The sequence below is a fragment of the Streptomyces sp. NPDC047000 genome (assembly GCF_040644295.1).
GTDB lineage: Bacteria > Actinomycetota > Actinomycetes > Streptomycetales > Streptomycetaceae > Streptomyces.
In genome coordinates, this window is record NZ_JBEYWE010000006.1 from 249,237 (window position 1) to 266,970 (window position 17,734).

Below are 17,734 nucleotides of genomic sequence, written 5' to 3' on the forward strand. Positions count from 1 at the left end.
CGGCTCCGCGGGGCACCCCGGCCGGTCCGCCGGAGGACCTTCTCAGGCGCCGATCATGTTGAAGCCGCCGTCGGCGTTGAGGTAGACGCCGGTCATGTGGGCGGCGTCGTCGGTGGCGAGGAAGAGGGCGGTGCCCGCGAGTTCGGCCGGGCCGGGGATGCGGCCCATCGGCGTCTTGGCGACCATGTCCTCACGGCGGCCGGACTTCCAGTCCGCGCGGTTCAGGAGGGTGTCGGTCTCGATGAAGCCCGGTGCGAAGGTGTTGACCCGCACATACGGCGCGAACGCCTGGGCGTAGGACTTGGTGATGCCGAGGATGCCGTACTTCGCGGCGGCGTACTGCGGGGCCCGCGCGCTGCCGCGCACGATCACCGTGGAGCCGATGTTGACGATCGCGCCGTGGCCCTGCTCCAGCATCCGGGAGCCGAACTCGTGCACGCACAGCATGGTGCCCTTGATGTCCACGGCGAGGACGTGGTCGAGGGACTCCTCGGTGAGGTCGCGCCAGGACATCTGGTCGCCGGCGACGTCACCGACGTTGTTGACCAGCACGTCGAGGCCACCGAAGCGCTCGAAGACCTCCTCGGCCATCCGGATGACGTCCGCGTGGACGGAGATGTCGGCCTGCACGGTGAACGCCTCGCCGCCCACGTCCTTGATGCGGGCGACGGTCCTGTCGGCGCCGGCGGCGGAGCTGCGGTAGTGGACGGCGACCCTGGCGCCCTCCTGGGCGGCGCGGACGGCGATCTCGGCGCCGTAACCGGTGCCGGCACCGGTGACCAGGACGGTGCGGCCCTCGAAACGGCGGGGGAGGGGAGCTGTGTGCTGGGACATGCGGGTCCTTGTCTGAGCAGGTCTTCGGAGGGGTGCCGGGCGGGCTTCGCAGGGGCCGCCCGAGGGGGCGGTGGTGGCCGCCCGGGGACGTCAGTGGTGGCCGCCGGAGGGGGTCAGCGGTCGTCGTCGGGGGCGGTGAAGCGCTGGCGGATCTCGCCGATGCCCTCGACACGGCTGACGAGTTCGTCGGCGGCGGTGAGGTAGCGCGGCGGGTTCATGCGGTTGCCGACGCCGGCCGGGGTGCCGGTGAAGACCAGGTCGCCGGGGAGGAGGGGGAGCACGGCGGACAGGCGGGCGATGAGCTCCGGTACCGGGAAGATCATCGATCCGGTGCGGTCGTGCTGGACCACCTCGCCGTTCAGCAGCCCGGTGATCTCCAGGTCGTCAGGGTCGTCGAACTCGTCGGGAGTGACCAGGACGGGACCGATGGGGCCGAAGCCGGGGAAGGACTTCCCGAGGCTGAACTGGGCCGGTTTCCCGCGTAGTTGGGAGACGCGTTCGGACAGGTCCTGGCCCACCGTCAGTCCGGCCACCGACTGCCAGGCGCGGTCCTCGCTCACCCGGTACGTCTCGCGGCCGATCACGGCGACGAGTTCGACCTCCCAGTCGACCTTGCCCGGCGGGAGCGCGACGGTGGTCTCGGGGCCGGTGATACAGGTGGGGAACTTGGTGAAGACCAGCGGTTCCTCCGGCGGGGTGTAGCCGGCTTCCGCCGCGTGCGGCGGGTAGTTGAGGGCGACGGCGAAGACCTGGCGGGGGTGCGGCACGGGGGCGCCGAGGGCGGCGGGGTCCACCGGGATGTCGTACGCCTCGTCGGGCAGCCCGGCCGCCCAGTCGCGCAGCCGGGGCCAGTCCGCGAGCAGGACCGCCGGGTCGCCGGACAGCGGCCCCTGCGACGGGCGGGCGCTGCCCGCGGCCCGGTCACCGCCGATGCCTGCGGTCCGGTCACCGCTGACGGCGGCGGCCCGGTCGCCCTTGATGACGACGGCCCGGCCGTCCAGTACGCCGAACCTCACCAGTCCACCTTCGCCGGTACGGGGGTGCCGTGCCCTTCCTGCCAGCTGACGATCGGGGAGCGCAGGACACCGAGGCGCTCGACCTCGGCCTCCACGACGTCGCCCGGCTTGAGGTACATCTCCGGGTCGCCGCTGAAGCCGGCCACGCCCTGGACGGTGCCGGTGGTGATCAGGTCGCCCGCGCTGTAGCCCTGCGGGGAGTGGTAGGCGACGATGTGCGGGATGGAGACCGACATGCGGTTGGTGTTGGACTTCTGCCGGACCACGCCGTTGACCCGCAGCTCCATGTCGAGGTTCTGCGCGTCGGGGATCTCGTCGGCCGTCACGATGTACGGGCCGACCGGGCAGAAGGTGTCGATGGCCTTGCAGAAGGAGAAGACCCCCGACTCCATCTCGCGGCGCTGGATGTCGCGGGCGGTGATGTCGTTGAAGACGACGTATCCGGCGATGTGGTCGGGAGCGTCGTCCACGCCGAAGAACTTGCCCGGCTTGCCGATGACGACGGCGATCTCCAGCTCGTAGTCCAGCTCGCTGGTCAGGTGCTCCGGGTAGATCACGGGCTCGTCCGGGCCGACGATCGCGTCGACGTTCTGGAAGAAGACGATGCCCTTGTGCATGGGGTGGGACCAGTCGACGTTCTTCGACTCGTCCTCGTGCTCGCGGAAGTTGCCGGAGGTGTGGAAGAACTTCTTCGGCACGATCGGCGCACGGAGCTTCACGTCGTCGAGCCGGAGGCGCTCGCCGGTCTCCCGGACCTGGCCGTCACGCGCGAAGTACTCCCGGGTGCTGGGCACTTCGAGCGGGAGGACCAGCCGTTCCTCCAGCTCCAGCCTGCCGACCCGTCCGTCGTCGAAGGTGATCAGCTTCACGGATCCCTACCTCTTTCGTCAGGTGAAAGTTAGATTCGCTGTGTGAACGTGATTCGAGTATTGATGGGCCGCTATGCCCTGTCAAGGCCCCTCACCTGCGAAAACGCGCAACTGGAGGGCGAGGGCGGAGTAGTAGCCGACCAGGGTCGTCAGTTCGAACAGGCCGCGCTCGCCCACCGCGGACACGGCTTCGGCGTACTCCTCGTCGCTCAGCGCGCCGTGCCGCAGCAGCCGGCCGGTCGTCTCCAGTACGGCCCGCTCGCCGGGATCGGCGAGGCCGGGCGCCGCGCCGGTGCGCAGCGCGGCCATCTCCGGCCCGGTCAGGCCGGCGAGGCGGCCCACGGCCTCGTGGGCCTCGCGCTCGAAGGCGCTGTTCCAGTGGGCGGCCACGGCGAGGATCGCCAGCTCACGCGCCCGGCCGCCCAGGACGGAGCCGTAGCGCACGGCCGAGCCGAGCGCCTGGACGGCGAGACCCACCGGCGGGCTGAGCAGCATGGCGTTGAACGGGCCCCGCAGCCGCCCCTCCCCGTCCGTCAGCGCGAACGCCTGCGGACCGGCCGCGCGGGGACCGCCGGTGATGGCCCGGTAGACCTTCGTCTGCTCGTCGTCCAGCTCCCCGGGCGGCAGCCCCGCCAGTCGGGCTCGCGCTCCCATGCGTCCTCCTCCTCGGCCCTCCTTGTCGCACAAAGGGGCACATCTGTGATATCGACTTCCGTAGAATGAAAGTCCCCCGGTCGGCGTACCTCACGACGCACACCTCGTACGCTCTGCGGACCCCCGCCTCCGCGGGTCCCGCGGGTCCAGCGGGTCCAGCGGGCCGCCCGGGCCCCGTACGCCCCTTACGTCCCGTGCGTTCCGTATGCCCCGTACGCCCGTGCAGAAAGCGAGCCCCGAGTGCCGCCGCGTGACGAACCGACCCCCTCTCCCGCCGAGGGCTCCGCGTCCAAGCGCAGCTATCACGTCGAGGCCCTGGCCAAGGGCCTGCGGATACTCGCGCTGTTCACCGAGCAGCGTCCGGCGATGAAACTGACCGACATGGCCGCCGAGACCGGCGTACCGCTGCCGACCGCGTTCCGGATGGCCGCGACCCTGGTCACCGAGGGCTTCCTCGAGCAACTGCCCGACGGCGCCTACCGTCCGGCCCCCAAGGTGCTCACACTCGGCTTCTCCGCTCTGCGCGGCATGACGCTGGTGGAGCTCGCCGACGGGCCGCTGCGCCGGCTCGCCACCGTCACCGGCCAGACGGTGAACCTCGGCACCCTCTCCGACGACCGCGTGCTCTACCTGATCCGGCTGCGCAACAACGACCTGGTCACCGCGAACATCCAGGTCGGCTCCCGGCTTCCGGCGGTCCGCACCTCCATCGGCAAGGTGCTGCTGGCCGACCTCGACGCCGCGGAGCTCGAACAGTGCCTGAGTGACGTCTCGTTCTCCGGTGCCGGAGGCCCCAACGCCATCCGCGTGCCCGCCCGGCTGGCGGAGACCCTGGCCGAGATCCGTGACCAGGGCTGGGCGATCCAGGACGAGGAGCTCGCCTACGGGCTGCGTTCCGTCGCCGCGCCCGTGCGCGACGCGTCCGGCGTGGTGGTGGCCGCCGTCAACGTGGCCGTCCCCGCGATGGAGTTCCCCGTCGGCCGCCTGCACGACGAGCTGCGCCCGCCGCTGCTGGACGCCTGCCGGGAGATCACGCGGCTGCTCGGCGGCAGCTGAGGTCCGCCGGTTCATACGAGCGTGCGGCCGCCGTCGACGTAGAGCACCTGACCGGTGACGAACGACGCGCGCCGCGAGGCGAGGAACAGCACCGCCCCGACCACGTCCTCCGGTGTGCCCAGGCGCCCGGCCGGGACCAGGCCGACCATCTCCTCACGCATCCCCGGCTTGTCCAGGTACTCCCTGGTCAGCTCGGTCTCGGTATAGCCCGGCGCGACCGCGTTGACGGTCACGCCGTCGGCGGCCCACTCCCGCGCCATCACCTTCACCAGCTGGTCGAGGCCGCCCTTGGTCGCCGCGTACGGGGCGTGGTGCCTGTGCGCGAGACGTGAGGAGACGGACGAGAAGAACACCATGCTCCCGCCTCCCTCCTCGCGCATGAGGCGCCCGGCGGCCCGGCCGGCGTAGAACGCGCTGGACAGGTTCAGCAGGAGGATCCGGTCCCAGACCTCGTCCGGGGTGTCCACCACCGGGCGGCGGTCGTTCGTGCCCACCGCGTGCACCAGCACATCCAGGCCGCCCAGCGTGCCGACCGCCGCGGCGATGACCTCCTCGCACGCCTCGGAGCTGGTCACATCGGCCGGGAACACCCGCACCTCGGCGTCCGCGAGCGACGGCTCGTCCCGCAGCGCCTTCAGCTTCGCCTCGTCCACGTCGACCACGGCCACCCGCGCCCCGGCCTCCGCCAGGCTCCGGGCGCAGGCCGCGCCGAGTCCGCCGGCTCCCATGACCAGTGCGCGGCGGCCGTCCAGTCCCAACCATCCCATGGCGCCCCTCGACTTTCACTGAGTAAAAGCAGCTTTCAATCTTCTCCGGGACCATAACGCCCACGTCGCGGTGATGTCCATGCTCGCCCGTGCCCGCCCGTGCCCGTCAGTGCCCGCCCGTGCCTGTCCGTGCCTGTCCGTGCCTGTCCGTGCTCCCCGGCCTCTTGACGCCCTTCCGGTCGCGATGCTTTGGTTCCTCCACCTTGCTTCCGGATGAAACAAGCTGCTTTCGCTCGATGAAAGTGACCGTCTCTCCATCGACATCGCACCCCCTGCACGCTCGACGAGGAGCTGCCGCCATGGCTGTGACAGATGCGCAGAACGCCCGACAAACGGCGCAAGCGGACCAGTTGGTCAAGCGGCTGGACCAGGTACCGGTCTCCCGGTTCCACGCCCGCGTGGTCGGCACGCTCGGGGCGGGAACCTTCTTCGACGCCTTCGACATCGTCTCCATCGCCACCGTCCTCAGCGCCATATCCGCCACCTACGGGCTCAGCCCCAGTCGGGCCGGCCTGCTGGTCAGCGCGGGCTTCCTCGGGCAGGCGCTGGGCGCGATCGGATTCGGCCTGGTCAGCGAGCGGCTGGGACGGCGGCGCGTGTTCATCGTCGCCCTGGTCGTGATGGGGGTCTTCGCCCTGATCTCGGCCGCCTCCTGGAACAGCACCAGCCTGGGCGCCCTCCGGCTCGTCCAGGGCTTCGGCCTGGGCGCCGAGGTGCCCGTCGCGTCGGCCCTGCTCGGCGAGTTCGTCGCGGCCCGGCAGCGGGGCCGGGTCACCGTGCTCTACAAGCTGGCCTCACCGCTCGGCAACCTGGCCACATCACTGACCGCGGCCGCCCTGCTCGCCTCCACCAGCCCCGAGAACGCCTGGCGGCTGCTGTTCGCCATCGGCGGCGCTCCCCTGCTGATCGCCCTGGTCGCCTGGCGCCTGCTGCCGGAGTCGCCGCGCGTCCTGATCCGGCAGGGACGCTTCGCCGAGGCGGAGCGGATCGTGACGGCCATGGAAGCCGCCGCCGACTCCGCGGGAGCCCCGGACAGCGCCTCGGACAGCGCCCCGGACAACACCCCGGCCGGCGCTTCTGACAGCACACCGAGCGCCGACCTGGCGTCCACCCGGCACGCGGAGCTGCTGTCACCCCGGTACCGCAGGCGGACGCTCACGGCCTGGGTGCTGTGGTTCACCGTCTTCTTCACCCTGCTCGGCGGCACCGCCTGGATGCCCAGCCTCTACGTCAAGCGGGTCGGCGTCTCCCCCTCGACCGCCGCCCTGCTCAGCGGCGCGGTCACCCTCGCGGCCATCGCGCTGATCATCGTCGTGGGAGCCACCGTCGACCGCGTGGGCCGACGCCGCTGGTTCCTCACGGGGTACGCGATCTCCCTCGCCGGCGCGCTGCTCGCCGTCGTACTGGCGGTCACCGGCAACCTCCACACCTGGCCCGCGCTGCTGGCCGGCGGTGGCCTGATGCTCCTCGGCGTGAGCAGCGTCGACCCGCTCGTGTACGCCTACACCGCCGAGATCTACCCCACCCGTATGCGCTCCTGGGGCACCCTCAGCGCCAGTTCGTGGCGCGGGTTCGCCGCCGTCCTCGCGCCCACGGTCATCGGCACGCTCGTCGACCACGGCATCGCCACCGTGTTCGCCCTCTTCGCGGCCGTACTGGTCATCGGCCTCGTCGTCACCACCGTCTTCGGCATCGAGACCAAGCAGGCCTCACTGGAGGAACTCTCCAGCTAGGCCCTGCGGCCGCCGACCTGCGGGACATGGAGGCCCTGTTCCGGTCAGCCGCCCACGGGGGTGAACCGCACCGGCAGGCTCTGCGGCCCGCGGGTGAACACCCCCTGCTCGGCCGGTTCGAACCCGTCGGCGAGACGTACGTCGGGCATGGCGTCGAGAAGCTGCCCGACGCCGATCTCCACCTCCGCCCTGGCCAGCAGCGCGCCGACGCAGAAGTGCCGGCCGAGCGCGAAGGCGAGATGGTCGGCGGCGGCGGAGAAGGCGGTCGCGGTGGTGAGGTCGTCGCGGAAGATGTCGAAACGGTCGGGATCGCGGTAGCGGCTCCCGTCGCGGTTGGCCGCGCCTATCAGACAGGTGACGGTGGCGCCCGCCGGTACGGTGCCGCCGCTGAGCGTCACCTCCGCCGCGGACTGCCGCATGATCATGTGGACGGGCGGGGTGAACCGCAGGGTCTCGGCGAAGGCGCGCGGGAGTTCTCCCAGCACCGCCCGGAAGCCGGGTGTTCACGGGACTCGGGGGCGTCCGGTGGGCGGCTCCTCTTCGACGGTGGTGGCGAGCAGGTCGGCTGCCGAGGGCCAGATGCTCAGGGCCAGGGAGGCCAGGTGACTTCCGCCTGGTCCCAGGTCTGGCGGCCGAGCCGGTCCAGGCGCTGGGTGAAGCGCTCGGCGAGCTGCCAGACGGCGGCGCGTTCCGCCCGCCCGAGGTTCTTGCCACGGCCCGCCCTGCGGGCCCGGAAGTAGTCGGTGCGCGTGCCGACGGCCTGGCCGAGGACGACCTGGGTCCACTCGTCGTGGAGGAACTCCGGGTCCCAGCCGTTCTCACCGAGCTCGTCCAGCATCTCCCGCCACTCCCGGACGGCCCGGCTGTCGTCGATGGTCTGCCTGTGGTTGCCGGGTTCGGCCTCCCGTACGACACGCAGGGCGAGCTGGTCGACATGGCTGACGTCGACCCTGGACAGGAGCTGCTCACCGCCCAGTTCCAGGAGCCGTGAGCGCAGGTCGGCGGCGAGATTCTTGTTGTAGGTCGTCAGGAGGACGGGTTTGGTGTGCCCCGGGGGCAGCTGTGACACCAGGTGGCGGACCCGGTGGAGGGCGACGATGGTCTTCCCGGTGCCGGGGCCACCGCCGACCCGCGCGGGACCGGAGTAACGGCGCTCGACCAGCTTCGCCTGGGTGGGGTGCAGGAACACCTTCCAGCGGCCGAAGTCCCCGGCCTCCAGAGCCTCGCGCAGTGCGTCGTCGGAGGTGGTGACGAGGGTGGCGGGCCGTTCGGCGGCGGCCTGGAAGTCCTCCGTGTCGACCGGCTCCGGCGCGGTGAGCGGGGCGGTGACCTCGTCACGGACCGTCTCGAAGGACTTGCCGTCGAAGAGCGCGACCAGCACCTCGCCGGTGAGCTGAGGGGCGTACTCGATCAGCCCGAGGAGCTGTTCCTCGGTGGTGAGGCTGCGGATGACCGGCACCAGCGGTTCGGCGACGCCGAGTTCCGTCAGCTGCTCGTCCGACCAGGCGGCGAACAGCGGTGCCGGGGGGACGGCATGGGCGGGCGGGGGGGGCGACCGGCTCGGCCGGCGCCGCGGCCGGCGGCCCGGGCCGCGCAACGCGCCGCAGCACGCTGTCCTCCACCACCTGGAGATCGACGTACTCGATGCCGCCGGTGATCTGGTTGATGCCGTACGACAGACGGTCGTAGACGTCCTTGCGGTGCTTGACCGAGACGATGAGCCAGTCGTCGTCCGAGAGCCGGAGCAGGATCGCCCGGTACTCGTCGCTGACCCGCGCGGACCACAGCCTGCTGTCGCCCTTGAGCTGCTTCAGCCGCAGGCCCGGAGTCCGGGGGTTCTCCTTGAACTTGTGCTGGAAGTCGAACAGCGCGCCCTTGACCGTCCGGGGGAGCCGGAGGATCTCCTTGTCGGCCTTGTCCAGCAGCCGCAGCATCACTTTCGCCCCGCTCATCGTCCCGGCTCCCCGTTCTCTTCCCGCTCGTCCTTCTTGTTCTCTTCACTCCGGATCCGGGCGGCCAGTTCCCCGGCGTCCCACTCGGCCGCGGGGCGGACCTCCCACCCGGCGGCGGCGAAGGCGCGGTCACGGTCACGCGCCTCGTGATCCGGCTCGTCCGGCCCCTCGTCCACGGCGTGCGGCGCGAGGACCACGCCGATCCGGGCGTCCGGCCAGGCCAGTTCGGCCAGCCAGCCGTGGTCGTCGAGCTCGAAGCCGTCCTCCGGAGCGGGCACCCCGGCGTCGGCGAGCGCCTGGGCCAGCTCGGCGAGCCCCGGCTCGTCGGGGTCCAGGTACCGGAGCACCGCGTCCCAGGCGCCGTCCCGCTCCGGTACGGCAGTCCCTGGACGCGGTGCCTCCTCGGAAGCCCCCGCAGGAACGGCGGGGAGGGCTGTGGCCGCGGGGGACACCGGGCCGGGCTCCGACGCGGGCACCGGGGCGGTGCGCGACGCCGCGGCGAGGCCGGTGGACGACAGCCATCCGGCCCCTCCGGTCACCGTCAGGACGTCCGCCGTGAAGCCGTCCAGCAGCGTGGTGGTGAGCTGCGCGCCGTCGCCTCCGCCGTGTTCGAGGAACTGGATCAGATTGCTCCAGTACAGCCAGGCCCGCCAGCGCCGCTGGTGGCGCTTCTCGTCCGCCACGGCCGATGCGCGGTCGTCGAGGACGGTCAGCGCGGTCCAGACGGGCGGCCGGCGACGGACATCGGCGGCGAGTACCAGCCGGCAGCCCGACGCGTCCGTCACCGCCAGCACCCGCAGCGGCCCCTTCGGCCCGCCGGACGGGTCCCCGCGCAGTGCCGCCTCCACGGCGGGGCCCACGGCACCGGGCGCGACCGCCGTGTCCCGCGCGCCCGGCGTCCCCACCAGACCGGCCACGGCTGCCTCCGCCCGGTGGTGCCACACCCGCGCGTCGGGAGCCCGGAGGTACGCGAGCAGCAGCTCGGCCGGATTCACCCACACGGTCTCCGGCAGCTCGCCGGGCAGCCCGCCGCGGGTGGCGGCGTAGTACGCCCGGGCGCGGTCCTGCGCCGTCCGGTCGTACGGCACCCACACCGGGTCGGCGGGCCCGGCCCCCGCGTAACCGGTGTCGTCCACCCGGCGGCGCCACTCCTTGACGTCGGGGTACGTCACCTGGAACACCCGCAGCCCGTCGGCCCGCAGACGGGTCCGCTTGCCGGCGTCGTCGGCCAGCCGGTTGTGCTCGGGGCTCGCGTGGTACGCGTATCCGTCCAGGTACAGGGCGAGCCGGGGCCCGGGAGCGTCGAGGCGCTCGAAGAGGACGTCGGGCCGGGTGCCGTCCAGGACCCGCTGCTGCGAGACCCGCCAGCTCACCGTGGCGCCGTCCCCCGTGGACAGCCGCAGCTCCAGTGCCCGGGTGCCCGCCGAGGTGGTGTACGCGTCCGCCGTGGCCCGGGACTCGGGCAGGCCGGCCCACTTCTGGAGCGTCTCGAGGTACATCACCTCCAGGTCGCTCTCCGCCTGCCGTTCCAGCGGGATGTGACCGGTGGTGGCGACCGGCACGGTGCGCCAGCGCCCGCCGTCGGCGCCCAGCAGATCGTCCAGCATGGAGAGCACCTCCACGCGGGAGACCCGGTCGTAGTCCGACGGGGGGACCCGGCGCAGCAGGCACTGGTGGCAGCCGTCCAGCTCCTTCGCCCGGCACGGGCAGTTCTGTATGACGTCCCGCGCCATCAGCAGGACGTCGCGGAAGCCGTCCGGGGAGGCCAGACGGTGCAGATAGCCGGTGCCGCCGGGCAGCCGGTCGTAGACGACGAGGAACCGGCGAGGGAAGTCCGAGCCAGGCCCGCCCTGGTCGTCCAGGCCGTCCGGCATGCTCGCCGCCGCGATGTCGATGTGGTCGGGGTCGCCGCCGTAGCGGGCCGCTATCCCGGTGAACAGGGCCGCGGTGAAGGAGGCCAGCCGTTCCCGGGCCCGGGTGACCGAGGCGGGCAGCAGGATGCGCACGGCCTCCGTGGTCAGTTCGTGGGCGAGCAGCAGCGGCACGTCCCGACCGGGACCCTGCCCGTCCCCGCCCCCGCCGCCGGTGTCGGCGACCCGGGTACGGCGCCTCGGGCACCACAACTGGTGGTGGGCGCTCGCCCTGGTGCTCGCGGCGCCCGACTCGGTCAGCGCGTGCTGGGCCTGGTCCACGACGGGACGGCCGTCCGCGGTGGCGCCACCACAACTGGTGCACACGTAGAACGGGTTGATCCGCGCCTCCTCACCGGCGAGCGGCACGGTGGAACCGCCGTCCTGCCGGTCGAGGCCCAGGTTCAGTGTCCGGATGACGGCCCGCCGGGAGAAGTCCACCCCGAAGACGGCCGTCTCGTGCCGCCATGACCCGCCCGCGAGCTGGTGCGGGTCGATGTCGACCACGGTGAGCGTCGCGTACGACCGGCGGTCGCGTTCGTCGCGGTCGTCCCGGACCCGGGCGTCGTCCCGCTTGTCGCGCGCCATGACCCGGTGCGGCTGGAGCACGTACTGGACACAGCCGGCGTCGGCGATCTCCCTGCTGCCGCAGCGCGGACAGGGCGAGGTGTCCGTCTGGGCGTTCCCGGTCCTCACGTAGCCGCAGGCCGGACACAGCCGCCACACCGACCAGCCGCGCCGCTCCGCGCTGCCGATGTCCAGGGCGCGCACGACGTGCCGGTAGCCGTTGACGTAGAAGCTGTTGCCGGGCGCGAGTTCGGTGAGGGCGAGTTTGCGGGACCGCTCGTAGTCGCGGGTCTCGCTGCGGTACACCCGGTCCGGGCCGGGGGAGTCCGCGCGCTCCTTCCGCTCGCCCTCCGCCCCTGCCCCGTCGGCTTCGGTGTCCGAGGGGGACTCGGACCAGTAGAGCGTGGCCTCGAGCCGGGTGATGGTGTCGGTGAGACTGTAGTTCGGCAGCAGCCCCAGTTCCACGAGGGTGCCGTGCGCGCTCGTCCGGCTCAGGTCGCGCAGCAGGTCACCGGTGCTGCGGCGCTCCGCGAGCAGCTCGCGGCGGTCCCGGTTCTGCGCCTCGTCGGACCGGGCCAGCGAGTCGACGGCCGCGTCTATCGCGGCGATCCGCCGCCGCAGTTCCTCCCGACGCCCGGTCCAGTCCTCCTCGGCCTCCTGGAGTGCGCGGACGATGCCCCCGGCCGCGTAGGCCCGCAGTTCACCGGCCGCGTGCTCGGACGCGCCCGCGTCGTCGCCGTGCGCGCCCTCACCGGGGGCGAAGAGGGCCAGGAACTCCTCGACGAGCCGGGCCCCGTGGGTCTGTGCGGCGTCAGCCAGGTCCTGGCACCAGCCCGTCGTGCCGAAACAGGGCGGACGACAGCCGGGGGACGGGCTGGAGCCGCTCGCCGTCCGCGGTGGTGAGCACGCCCCGGGCCGCCAGGTCGATCAGCCACGCCGTGTACTGGCGGCGCAGGATCTCCACCGCCGACAGATGACAGCCGGGCGGCACGATCTGACCGGCAATCATCTCCCGTGGCTGGTCGAGGTAGTAGAGGTCTCTCGCCCGGCGTCCGCCGAAGGCGACGACCAGCGCATTGCCGGTCCGGCGCCCGGCCCGTCCGGACTGCTGCACGTAGTTCGCGGGCCCCTTGGGCAGCGAACCGATCAGTACGGCGGACAGGTCGCCGATGTCGATGCCGAGTTCCAGGGTGGGGGTGCAGGACAGCACGTTGGGGTCGGTGTAGTGCGTGCCCGCCTTGAAGGACCGCTCGACCCGCTCGCGTTCGGCGCGGGTCAGCATGCCGGTGTGCTCGGCGGTCACGACGCGGAAGGTGCCGCCCGTCAGATACAGCCGCCGGTAGTAGTCGTCGGTGTAGTCGCGCTCGTGGGGTCCGCCGGGGCCGCCGGGCCAGGAAGCCGAGGACCGGAAGAGCCGGGCATCGGGTGAGCCGGACCCGTCGGCGCCGGGCCGCGGGGAGGACAGGTCCGGCCCGCAGGAGAGGTCCGGCTGCGGCGCCGTCAGACGGCCCTTGCAGCGGTAGCGCGGACAGGGGTGCCCGTACCAGCGGGTGCGCCGCTCCGGGGGCACGACCTGCTGCCAGCCGCAGTCCTCGCAGGACACGAACGCCTTGTTCACGATCGCGTCGTCCAGCAGCCGCACCTCGATGTGGCCGGGCTGGAGGCCGTACACACGGGTCGTGCGGTCCTTCGCGGTCCGTACGCTCACCACGTGCTCGTCGGCGAGGGCGGGCAGCAGTCTGCGCAGGTACTCGGTGGCGCCGGTCGCGTCCAGGCCCAGGCAGCGCCGGGTCCAGTCCTGGTACCAGCCGAGCCGGCCGGTCACCGCGTCGAACTCGGACCCGTCCTTCTGCCCGTCCAGCAGGAACCGCGGCGGGGCGACCCCCTCGGGAAAGGCCGGCATGCCCTCCGGGCGGCGCCCGCTGATCAGGAACCGGTTGGTGCCGGCCTCCCGGATCCACTGTTCCAGCCATCGGTGCCGCACCGCGCCCCGCAGCCGGAGCCGCTCCAGAACGCCCCGCACATAGGCCGGATAGCGGTCGGGCGTCGGCAGCCCGCTGCTCATCACCAGCTGTCCCGGCAGCGCGAGATGCAGGTCCCGCGCGAGGTCGGTCACCCGCCCCGGATCGGCGACGACGACCTCGGCGGCGGCGGTCCGGGTCAGCTCCAGCGTGCGCCCCAGTCGCGAACGCAGCCCGAACTCCATCACCGCGGCGAACGCGAGCCGTTCGCCGATCAGCCGCCAGGTGCGCGCGTCACCCGTGCCCCGCCCGGACAGCACCCGGTCCACGCCGGGCTCGTCGTGCAGGTCCGGCGGTACGACGGCGGCCAGCGCCTCCGGGTCCTCCACCGAGTCGAGGACGTCGCCGATCAGCTCGTTGAGCGTCGTCGGGGTGCCCGACTCGTCGAGATTGTGCGCGAGCAGCGAGCGCAGCGAGAACCGGTACGAGGCGTTGGCGACGTATCCGGCGCGGTGGGCGGCGTCCTGCGTGGAGTCGTTGAACAGCAGCGTCTTGCGTTCCTCCGGCACCAGCGCGATGTCCCCGCCGGTGAAGAGCTGGGTGACCGTCGCCGAGGCGAGCGCCGCGCGGGCCGTGCCGAGGAAGCGGATGCTGTTGTCGGTGTTGCAGGCGGGGCAGCGGTCGTCCTTCGCCGCCCGGTCGGCCGTCTTCTTGTCGAGCAGAGCGAGGGCGAACCACGCGTCGACGAGTTCCGCGTCGTCGTGCGCCGTGGGCAGCCGGTACGTGCCCTGCGCGCCGTCGAGCACGACGACGGTCAGCGGATCGACGCCGCCGTCCGCGGCGGCCCGCCGACCGGTGAGGGCGTCGAGCGCCTGCTGCCGCTCCGCCTCCGTCGCGGCGACGAAGTAGCGGATGCGCCGCTTGTCCCGGCCCACACCGGCCCGCCAGATCCGGTCCTGCGCCATGACGGGCCGCTGCGGATCGGCCTCTGGGGACAGCGCCGCCCAGCCGGATCGTCCGCAGGCCCGGCAGTAGACGGCCGGCAGATGCACTTCGGCGGGCCGCACCGCGCTGTCCGCGCCGGGCAGCGGCCGGGGCCTGCTCGCGTCGCCGGAGGGCCACCCGCCCGTCCCGCCGCCGTCCTCCTCGTCCGGCGGTGGCCCCGCGGTGAGGGCGGCGCGCCGGGCCTGCGCCCGGTCGTCCTCGTACCAGCGGAACTTCGGCGTCCTGCCGACCCCGCGCAGCACCCGTGTCACCGGCCGCACCCACAGGTGCGCCTCGATGTGCAGCAGCGGGCGCGGGCGGCGCTCGTCGGAGTCCGGGTCGCGGGCCGCGGACAGCAGCGCGACGAAACGGGAGAGGGCCTGGAGCACCAGGCGCGGGTTGTCGCGCGCGGTGCGGCCCCACGCGTATCCGAACCGGGCCATCCGGTCCCGCAGTTCCCACTCGGCCAGCGGCTCCCCGTGCAGCAGGGCCAGTACGCCGTGCGTGAAGTCGTGCCGCTTCAGCATGCGCCCGACACGGAAGGCGTCGAGCCCCCGTTGCCCCAGCAGGCGCGCGGCCAGCCCGTCCAGGTCGAGCGACCGGGGGTCGGCCTCCACCCCCGGTCCGCCGGAGGCGGTGATGACCTCCTGCGGAGTGGGCGGCTCGGGCAGGCTGTAGTCGACGGCGCCGGTGAACTCCTAGGCGGACATGCGTTCCGCGCCGATGACGGCGTCCGCGGGGAACGGCATCCCGAACACCTGCCGGGCCACGTCCAGGATGCCCTGCGACGGTGCCCCCGACCGCCCCTCGCCGAGGGGCGCGGAGGTGGCCACCGGGCAGATCCGCCCCAGCGGCCGCCCCGGCCGCGCGGCGCCCACCGCGGTGGCGAGCCGCCGCAGCAGCATCGCCACGTCGGTGCCCTGCGCGCCGTCGTACGTGTGGAACTCGTCCAGCACGACGTACGTGACGTCGGCGTCCCGCCACAGGTCACGGTCCTCGCCGCGCTGCAGCAGCAGGTCCAGCATCTTGTAGTTGGTGATCAGTACGTCCGGCGGGGTGGCGCGGATGTCCTCGCGCCGGGTCATCACCCGCCGGAAGTCCGTGTCGGGCCGGTCACCGATGTAGAGGCCCGCGGTCACCTGGGCGAGGTCGGGCAGGGCGAGGAAGTCGCTGATGCGGCCGGCCTGGTCGGTGGCCAGCGCGTTCATCGGGTAGAGCAGGACGGCCTTCACCCCGCGCCGCCCGAGCGCCTTCTGCCGCCGGCAGTGGTCGAGCACCGGCACCAGGAACGACTCGGTCTTCCCGGAACCCGTACCGGTCGTGACGAGCGTCGGCTCGGCGTCCCGGCCGCCCAGCGTGCTCAGCCGCTGCCAGGCCCGCGCCTGATGCCGCCACGGCGTGAACCCCGGCCGCCACTCCAGACACCGCTCCCACCCGGCCCCGGCCTGATGGAAGGGCGTCCGGATACGCAGATACGGCCCGCGGAAGATCCCTGACTCCGGATCGCCCAGGAACCGCTCCAGGGCGCGCCGGGTGTCGTCGTCGGCGAGGGCGTAGGTCGTCGTGAGGTACTGCGTGAGACTGCCCCGCAACTGCGCGGCGGCCAGGGTCGGCTTCACGACGCTCCCCTCGTCGGCGGATCCGGGGACGTGCGTGTGCGGCGGCCCCCGGATGGTGTGGATCAACCGTATAGGGCGGGACCGACAGTGTGTGACGGGACGGGTGCGGCCGGTGGTCCCGGATGCCCTGGTGGTCCGCGCGCGGGCCCTGGGCGTCCGGGGCCGTGAGGGTTCCTACGGCCCCGGACCCCTGAGGGCCGGGGTCACCACGCTCGGTGTCATACGACCCCGGGTGGGCAGTCGACCTCCGCCCATACCGTCTTGCCCGGCGCGGGATGCCGGGTGCCTACGTCCCAGCGCGACGCGAGCGCCTCCACCAGCAGCAGCCCGCGGCCCGACTCCGCGTCGGCCGGCGAGTCGTCCCGCGTGAGCAGCGGCTGCCGTTCCGTGCGGGCGTCCGACACCTCGACCCGGATCACCTCCGGCGCGAGCGACAGCCGCAGGTGGAAGTCCCGCCCCGGCACGCGCCCGTGGGTCACGGCGTTGGCGCAGAGCTCGGCGGTGATGAGGGTGACGGTCTCGTTGACGGCCGAGTCGTAGAGGTGCCCCCACGCGTCCAGCCGGTGGGAGACCAGCCGCCGCGCGAGCCGCGCGCCTCCGGGACTTGAGGTGAAACGCATCTCGAACTCGTGCGCTGCGGCGGGCGGGCCGGCGGGGACGGCCGTCGGCGTGGGGGTGGGTGCGCTGTGCATGGCTTCACGGTGACGCCGCCGAACCCCGGTTGCCATATGTGACGCACTTACGACGGAGGGTGGTCGGCGGTGGGGCGGGGGCTGTAGGCGGTACGCGGTGCTGCCGGCCCATTGGCCACCGCCGTTGCGGCAGTGGCGACGCCGGGCGTGGCGGCGATGGACGTGCTGCCGTCTATGACGTTGTCCCACCCCGCCGATCATGGACCGAACACCCCGTAGGGCAGCCGACCCGCTACGGACCGTACCGGTCAGATGCCCCGCCGACCCGCCCCCGGCCTCCGTCGAGGATCTGTTGCACCGGCGACTCCGCTGGCTCGGCGGGGTGGTGACTGAGAACCCCTGACGCGCCCTCACCCGGCCCCCGCCCGCGTCAGAGGCCGGGGGCCGACCCTCGGGCACAGCCGGTAACGTACGCCGAGGGCTCTGGAGAACGCGGTGCCGCGCAGCCGTGTACGGAAGAAAGGTGACGGAATTGAGCAACGTAGGGGAAGAATGGTCACGCATTGTGCGTTGGCTTGTCGAGAGTGCCCCGGCTCACGCTGATGCCTTGAACCCGCCTGCCTCCGAAGGACAGATTGCGCGGGCCGAATCGGTGATGGGTGTCAGTCTGCCTGCAGAGTTGCGGCAGATCCTCAAGGTTAATAATGGCAGCACGGCCAGAAGTCGCTCGTTGACCGGGAATGCACTGCATGATGGGCGGGGTGGAGGCGGCTATTCTCCTTTCCCTTCGAACTTCTTATTCTGTGATGTGGAACTGATCTGCTCTCTCTATGTGGGCAACAGGAAAGCGAGCATGGCCATGCAGGAGCCAGGTTCTCGCTATGAGTACTGGAAAGAGGGATGGATTCCAGTATTCCGACAGAAGGAAGTGCACTGCGGACTGTTCCTTGATGTGTCCGGAGGGAAGACTCCTGCGCCAGTCTACGAGTACGAGGAAGAAAGCTTTCCCGATCTCGCATTTCCATCTCTGGCCGCATATCTGAGCGCGGTGGCAGACGCCTTGGAGGGAGTTCGCCCGTTCGCGGTCGGCGGCCGTCGGATGCCACATCTGCCTACAGTGCGCAATGGGCTGATCTGTTGGTAGGTGTACCCTGTAAAGCTGTCCAGGTTCTGTGAATTT

The 17,734-nt window shown here is 72.2% G+C and carries 14 protein-coding genes and 1 pseudogene; 3 read left to right on the plus strand and 12 right to left on the minus strand.

Annotated elements, in window-relative coordinates; all coding sequences use genetic code 11:
* Positions 1 to 42: 42 nt before the first annotated feature.
* The 4 genes from ABZ862_RS13320 to ABZ862_RS13335 all read right to left on the minus strand — a co-directional run bounded on the left by ABZ862_RS13320 (position 43) and on the right by ABZ862_RS13335 (position 3,373).
* Positions 43 to 834, minus strand: coding sequence for an SDR family oxidoreductase (locus ABZ862_RS13320; RefSeq protein WP_360956528.1), 792 nt, complete (start codon positions 832 to 834; stop codon positions 43 to 45).
* Between the two features lie 113 nt (positions 835 to 947).
* A complete protein-coding gene (locus tag ABZ862_RS13325) occupies positions 948 to 1,850 on the minus strand; it encodes a fumarylacetoacetate hydrolase family protein (protein WP_360956530.1) in 903 nt (300 codons plus the stop codon).
* Positions 1,847 to 2,719, minus strand: a complete 873-nt coding sequence (locus ABZ862_RS13330; protein WP_360956532.1) for a fumarylacetoacetate hydrolase family protein — start codon at positions 2,717 to 2,719, stop codon at positions 1,847 to 1,849. The genes ABZ862_RS13325 and ABZ862_RS13330 overlap by 4 nt, the downstream gene beginning before the upstream one ends.
* 81 nt (positions 2,720 to 2,800) lie before the next feature.
* Complete coding sequence (locus tag ABZ862_RS13335) at positions 2,801 to 3,373, minus strand: carboxymuconolactone decarboxylase family protein (RefSeq protein ID WP_360956534.1); 573 nt, start codon at positions 3,371 to 3,373, stop codon at positions 2,801 to 2,803.
* 240 nt (positions 3,374 to 3,613) lie between these two features.
* Here ABZ862_RS13335 and ABZ862_RS13340 point away from each other — a divergent pair, with 240 nt between their 5' ends.
* Positions 3,614 to 4,429, plus strand: coding sequence for an IclR family transcriptional regulator (locus ABZ862_RS13340; RefSeq protein WP_360956536.1), 816 nt, complete (start codon positions 3,614 to 3,616; stop codon positions 4,427 to 4,429).
* Positions 4,430 to 4,440: 11 nt separating this feature from the next.
* Here the strand turns inward: ABZ862_RS13340 and ABZ862_RS13345 are convergent, their stop codons facing one another.
* A complete protein-coding gene (locus tag ABZ862_RS13345) occupies positions 4,441 to 5,196 on the minus strand; it encodes an SDR family oxidoreductase (RefSeq protein WP_360956538.1) in 756 nt (251 codons plus the stop codon).
* 299 nt (positions 5,197 to 5,495) lie between these two features.
* Here ABZ862_RS13345 and ABZ862_RS13350 point away from each other — a divergent pair, with 299 nt between their 5' ends.
* Positions 5,496 to 6,929: an MFS transporter gene (locus ABZ862_RS13350; RefSeq protein ID WP_360956540.1), complete on the plus strand. Its 1,434-nt coding sequence runs from the start codon at positions 5,496 to 5,498 to the stop codon at positions 6,927 to 6,929.
* A 44-nt stretch (positions 6,930 to 6,973) separates the two neighbouring features.
* Here the strand turns inward: ABZ862_RS13350 and ABZ862_RS13355 are convergent.
* The 7 genes and pseudogenes from ABZ862_RS13355 to ABZ862_RS13385 all read right to left on the minus strand — a co-directional run.
* Positions 6,974 to 7,402: pseudogene (locus ABZ862_RS13355) on the minus strand (cytochrome P450); the annotation flags it as partial.
* 110 nt (positions 7,403 to 7,512) lie between these two features.
* A complete protein-coding gene (locus ABZ862_RS13360) occupies positions 7,513 to 8,379 on the minus strand; it encodes a UvrD-helicase domain-containing protein (RefSeq protein ID WP_360956684.1) in 867 nt (288 codons plus the stop codon).
* Positions 8,264 to 8,881: a hypothetical protein gene (locus ABZ862_RS13365; RefSeq protein WP_360956542.1), complete on the minus strand. Its 618-nt coding sequence runs from the start codon at positions 8,879 to 8,881 to the stop codon at positions 8,264 to 8,266. The genes ABZ862_RS13360 and ABZ862_RS13365 overlap by 116 nt, the downstream gene beginning before the upstream one ends.
* Positions 8,878 to 11,823, minus strand: a complete 2,946-nt coding sequence (locus ABZ862_RS13370; protein ID WP_360956544.1) for a Zn-binding domain-containing protein — start codon at positions 11,821 to 11,823, stop codon at positions 8,878 to 8,880. The genes ABZ862_RS13365 and ABZ862_RS13370 overlap by 4 nt, the downstream gene beginning before the upstream one ends.
* A 346-nt stretch (positions 11,824 to 12,169) precedes the next feature.
* Positions 12,170 to 14,920, minus strand: coding sequence for a helicase-related protein (locus tag ABZ862_RS13375; protein ID WP_360956546.1), 2,751 nt, complete (start codon positions 14,918 to 14,920; stop codon positions 12,170 to 12,172).
* An 81-nt stretch (positions 14,921 to 15,001) separates the two neighbouring features.
* Positions 15,002 to 15,922, minus strand: a complete 921-nt coding sequence (locus ABZ862_RS13380) for a DEAD/DEAH box helicase (RefSeq protein WP_360956548.1) — start codon at positions 15,920 to 15,922, stop codon at positions 15,002 to 15,004.
* A gap of 218 nt (positions 15,923 to 16,140) precedes the next feature.
* Complete coding sequence (locus tag ABZ862_RS13385) at positions 16,141 to 16,614, minus strand: ATP-binding protein (protein ID WP_360956550.1); 474 nt, start codon at positions 16,612 to 16,614, stop codon at positions 16,141 to 16,143.
* 463 nt (positions 16,615 to 17,077) lie between these two features.
* Here ABZ862_RS13385 and ABZ862_RS13390 point away from each other — a divergent pair, with 463 nt between their 5' ends.
* Positions 17,078 to 17,698, plus strand: coding sequence for an SMI1/KNR4 family protein (locus tag ABZ862_RS13390; protein WP_360956552.1), 621 nt, complete (start codon positions 17,078 to 17,080; stop codon positions 17,696 to 17,698).
* Positions 17,699 to 17,734 lie beyond the last annotated feature (36 nt).